This is a genomic window from Paenibacillus sp. 01T422 (assembly GCF_056398785.1).
Map to the genome: position 1 here is coordinate 1 of NZ_JBFTQB010000547.1, position 4,398 is coordinate 4,398.

Annotated in this window: 7 protein-coding genes; 2 read left to right on the plus strand and 5 right to left on the minus strand. The window is 44.1% G+C overall.

The genetic code is table 11. The features are described from left to right. Both AC1DUA_RS25470 and AC1DUA_RS25475 read right to left on the minus strand, forming a co-directional pair. A partial coding sequence (locus AC1DUA_RS25470; RefSeq protein ID WP_477502427.1) for a chondroitinase family protein occupies positions 1–902 on the minus strand: 902 nt, incomplete at its 3' end. Positions 903–1,089: 187 nt separating this feature from the next. Further along, the gene (locus tag AC1DUA_RS25475) at positions 1,090–1,428 is read right to left on the minus strand and encodes an RICIN domain-containing protein (protein ID WP_477502432.1); all 339 of its coding nucleotides are present in this window, start codon (positions 1,426–1,428) and stop codon (positions 1,090–1,092) included. On the opposite strand from AC1DUA_RS25475, the gene AC1DUA_RS25480 reads away from it, so the two are divergent. Then, positions 1,405–1,506, plus strand: coding sequence for an AraC family transcriptional regulator (locus AC1DUA_RS25480; RefSeq protein ID WP_477502433.1), 102 nt, complete (start codon positions 1,405–1,407; stop codon positions 1,504–1,506). The genes AC1DUA_RS25475 and AC1DUA_RS25480 overlap by 24 nt on opposite strands. A gap of 65 nt (positions 1,507–1,571) precedes the next feature. Here AC1DUA_RS25480 and AC1DUA_RS25485 read toward each other — a convergent pair whose 3' ends face one another. The 3 genes from AC1DUA_RS25485 to AC1DUA_RS25495 form a co-directional block, all read right to left on the minus strand. Beyond that, positions 1,572–1,856, minus strand: a complete 285-nt coding sequence (locus tag AC1DUA_RS25485; RefSeq protein ID WP_477502428.1) for a hypothetical protein — start codon at positions 1,854–1,856, stop codon at positions 1,572–1,574. Positions 1,857–1,955: 99 nt separating this feature from the next. Further along, positions 1,956–2,468 (minus strand): alpha-L-fucosidase, encoded by a 513-nt coding sequence (locus AC1DUA_RS25490; protein WP_477502429.1) that lies wholly within the window; start codon positions 2,466–2,468, stop codon positions 1,956–1,958. Positions 2,469–2,698: 230 nt separating this feature from the next. Next, positions 2,699–3,673, minus strand: a complete 975-nt coding sequence (locus AC1DUA_RS25495; protein WP_477502430.1) for an SDR family NAD(P)-dependent oxidoreductase — start codon at positions 3,671–3,673, stop codon at positions 2,699–2,701. A gap of 325 nt (positions 3,674–3,998) precedes the next feature. Here AC1DUA_RS25495 and AC1DUA_RS25500 point away from each other — a divergent pair, with 325 nt between their 5' ends. Beyond that, positions 3,999–4,310 (plus strand): response regulator transcription factor, encoded by a 312-nt coding sequence (locus AC1DUA_RS25500; protein ID WP_477502431.1) that lies wholly within the window; start codon positions 3,999–4,001, stop codon positions 4,308–4,310. The last annotated feature ends 88 nt before the right edge of the window (positions 4,311–4,398 follow it).

Consider the following 4,398-nt stretch of genomic DNA (forward strand, 5'->3'; position numbering starts at 1 on the left):
CTGTCTGCATACAGCGCTTGTCCGGTAATCGTTCCATCCGAATGCCTTTGGATATTGTAGTCATCATACCTTCCAATAGCATTCGATATGTCATTCACAGCGGCATCGAAAATATTTCTGCCAATTCTCGGAAGGCTAATACGATATGTTTCTCTAGTTGCCGCATCACTAGGAATCGCATAGACCTCTTTRTCGTACCTACTAACGATTGTATTGAAGTCATTAATCTGATTCTGTGAGATGGTTGCAGGAAGCGGTTGCGTAGGCGCCTTCTGACTGTAATAGTAGGTATCATCCCCGGTATAGATGCCGTTCTTCGGCATCTGGTAATCTGCAGCCCTATCACCGGCAATACTCTGTATAAACTCAAGATTATCGAAATAAAGAGTACCTGATGGAACTGTGCTTGGAGGAATAATCTGCATCACTTCCAATCTCTTAGCCAGACGCTGGCTTTTATTTAAGACGACATCTTTATTTACACCTTCGTCCACGTACTTTACCCATATGGTTCTCCAGCCTTTGAAATTCAAATTCACCTTGAAACTGTAAGGGTTAACCCCGCTGTTTATATCGGTAAGCGTTCCCAATCTAATCGTCAACGGATCATTTGCAATTGGATTTTCATTGTAAATCCATAGTTTCATTGCTCCGTTACTTGCATTTGAAGTAGCCAGATTGACCGGATTGGTATCCAGCAGTTTTGAGCCGTTGGACCAGTTCCATTGAAGCGATTTGTTTCCGTGTTTAAAATGTTTGGTCGACAGCGCTGTTGTACCGCCACTGCCTTGGATACTCCATGTGGATGGGACCGAAGCCCCTTCAAAGGATTCAATTTTGGAATAATCATCATTCTCTACTCCTGCATAAACACTTGTAATTCCAAACATCGAAAAAATCATACATAACAAAACCACCACATTTATCCTCTTAATAAAACTGCTTGTCTTTACCATTTTCACATCTCCTATGCAAATTATTGGGTAACTAGATTCAGCTAACGCACCGAAAACTAACGTTAATAAGGTGGCGGAGCACTCATAGGTACCAAACTTACTATATCTACGAAAATTGGTGTAAGTCTACTGTTCATTTTTCTTCAAAGACCATCGAGAGTCTGTACTTTTTTGCAAAAAACGCCGCTATCCGGCCAGTAAGGCTAGATAGCGGCATGAATCCTCTTAATTTACTTTTACTACCGCCATCCAGCACTAATCCGTTGGCGCGATTGATAAACTTATAATTTTTCCTATTTGCTGGAATAATCTTCCATTCCAAATTAGTGCTGCTGTTCCAATTCGAATGTTTGATGGTTGACCCCTGAGCAACTGTTCCTCCGCCATCAATTACCAATCCATTTTTTCCAGTGAAAACCCTCAACAAGAAATTTGGAAAGTTGCTGAGATTGTCGGTTATCCCAATCAGCATTATTTCAGTCGAATTTTCAAAAATACGACTGGATTGAGCCCTTCTGAATTTAAAGAAACTCAATCTCGCCACTCTTGATGTTCATGATAAAGCACTCCACAAATTCAATCTGTGGAGTGTTTCGTCGTTCCGTTTGTACGAGATTAAGGCTGGGTGAGGACTGGGTGATCGAATGTAGCATTGGCAAGAGTCGTCGTTGTCGCATGGGAACAAACGTACATGCCTACGTACACCGTATTGCCCATAGCGATTGTCTCCTGCTTCACCAGTGTATAATTGATGCCATCACTTGACTTATACGTTGTAAATGTATTACCAGTGGGCAGTATTACTGCTGTATTGGAAACTGTATTCGTCGTATAACTGCCTGGCGCAGCTACTGTACCTATATCCGCTTGTTTCCAACCCGCCGTACCGAATACATCCAACTGGAGCCGTTAGATTGCTTCTTGGTAAAATTGTCACAGGATCGGTTGCGGTCAGCTTGATAATCGTATCTGCGCTTTGCCAGGAAGGCACCGTGATCGTCACATAACCACCGCTTTGTGAGAAAGTAAGCATTCATGTCCGAATCTATCATGCCATTTCGGGTCAGGAGTTATATACACCACAACTTTGATCCCTTTGGCATGGGCTGCCGTGACTAATTCTCCTAAATAATCTCTCTGTGTCCCCATCGTGCCCGGGATGGAAGACATCCAAGGTTTGATGTAGCCCATCACACTATGAAACGAGCAAAGCGTGATATATTTTGCATTTATTCTCAGTGCCTCATCAACCCATTTGTTTGCATCCCAACCAGCCGCACTAACTGCCGATTCAAAATCCGCTATATCGTAATAGGTTGCAATGTTATCGTCCGTTTGACCCGTGGTCATGCCCCAATGAATCATAAGTCCCACTTTGGCCGAAGTGTACCATTGCTCGACTCGCTGCTCCGGGGTCTGGGCTTTGGTTTCCGTTGTCATCAAAAGAGATGCAAGTATAGTAAATATGATCAAGCAAGCAACCATCACGACATGCTTTTTCCTTGATATCATCGTTACTTCCTCCCTGCGAATCATCCGATTCGATTTATTTGAAAAGCAGCCTCTTCGTTCACCCCCATCCGCCCCTATTGATTCTGTCTGTCATGAGTTGCATACACGCATATTGTAAGCTTTCTGAAAATCTTTGTATTTGCACAAAATCGCGTTTACCCCATGGATATTTTTTCAGTAACTAGGAAGTGGAACGTGAATTAGCCTTGGAAGTAGTATTGATCAAACAATTATTTTTGTGGGTGAGAAACCTTACTATCCTGCAATGCCGCAACAGTCGAAGCTATACCTTCCTTGAAAGGAGTCGCTTTAATCGGTCCGATTAACCGTTTGTATTTTTCCCCACTTAGCTCCAGCGGCTCCTCGGTTAAATAAAGCATCTCGACGATTTCTTTCATCACAGGAACCCCCATGCCAATCAACGATAACCCTAATTTTTTTAACGGAATAACGGGTTTAGCGATGCCACTTGCTGATTGGGCGATCCGCACAATCTCTCGCCCTGAAATAACACCACCGCCAGGTATATGCCAATTCTGTCCATAAGCGAAATMCTTGCCTGCCAGTTCAGCAACCATCGCTGCCGCGTCCGGTAAATAAACATATTCGCGGGGAACTTGCATGTTACCGATGAAAAAAGCCATTTTGCCAGCAGCGATCGCTTCCAACGTTGAGCCTAAATAGGAGGCTTCATTAGCCGTGGGCCCATAATAATCTGGCAATCGAACAATCATGACTTGTGCATGGCTCCACCGTTTGCTAAAAAGCATCCGTTCGTAATCCAGCCGGATTTTTCCTTTTATAGTATGAGGCTGTTTGGGATGCTCTTCTGTAATAAGCTCCATCTGTCTTCTCCCATATGGGTAGATCCCATCGATCGCTACTACTTTGATAGCAAGCCGTTCCGCGGCCTCCATCACAGATTCGCCTAGCGGAATCAACTTATTGACCATCTCATGATAGGGTACGTTCGCGCAGTGAAACATTACGTCAGCCCCTCCTGCTTGGGCCACTATATCCTCTGGGCGCATAGCGTCTCCTACGGAAAGAGTCAAATGCTTCGGGTTGCCAAGCTTTCTGGCAAACTGCTCTAATTTCTGGAGAGAACGTCCAAATGCAATGGTTTCTACCCCTCTTTTGACAAGTTCCTCTGTGATTGCTGCTCCCGTGCCGCCCGTTGCTCCGATTACAATTGCTTTCTTCATTTGATTAGCCCCATTTCATTTTTTATGATTTTTGTGATTGGTCAATCACTAACTTGAAATCATCTTATCATCTAGTTATTGATTAGTCAATTACTGAAATAAATTATTTTTATTGCAGAAGGTACCTGCATTGCCCGTTGGCTCGATCACGCCATACAAATGCGCGAACGCCCCGGATTCCGCGTCACGTTACGGATTTTCCACTTGCACGAATGTGCTACGGTAATAATGGTGCGTCAAGTCCTTCACCTACCTCAACACAAAGGAGATCCATACATATGACGAGTTTTACGCCAAAGCCTATGAAATAGGGGCGCATGCCTACTTGTCCAAACAGAGCACCTACGCCCAGATTATTAACGCTATTAAACAAAGCGTAATGGGCTATGCACTAGTTTCAGAAAAAATGATGTCCCGATCGCCCGACCATCTGACCCCGAAAGAGCGAGAGGTGCTCGAACTTGTCGCGGTGGAGTTGACGAACAAAGAGATCGCCTTGCAGCTAGCTATCAGTCAGCGAACGGTCGAATATCATCTCACGTCGATCAATCAGAAGTTAGGTGTCAAAACACGCATTGGGGCTGTCGCCAAAGGATACCAGTCGGGGTTGCTCGGTTCTTATAACACTACGCTTTAATACTCATATAACAAAAAGAGACCCACAGCAACGGGCTGCGGGTCTTAAGTATATATTTTAAAGGGGGGTCGACTTTTATTATAGGCTT

Coding starts and splice junctions, on each gene's coding strand:
- AC1DUA_RS25475 (WP_477502432.1), bottom strand. CDS start 1,428: ATGCTGATTGGGATAACCGACAATCTCAGCAACTTTCCAAATTTCTTG.
- AC1DUA_RS25490 (WP_477502429.1), bottom strand. CDS start 2,468: ATGATATCAAGGAAAAAGCATGTCGTGATGGTTGCTTGCTTGATCATA.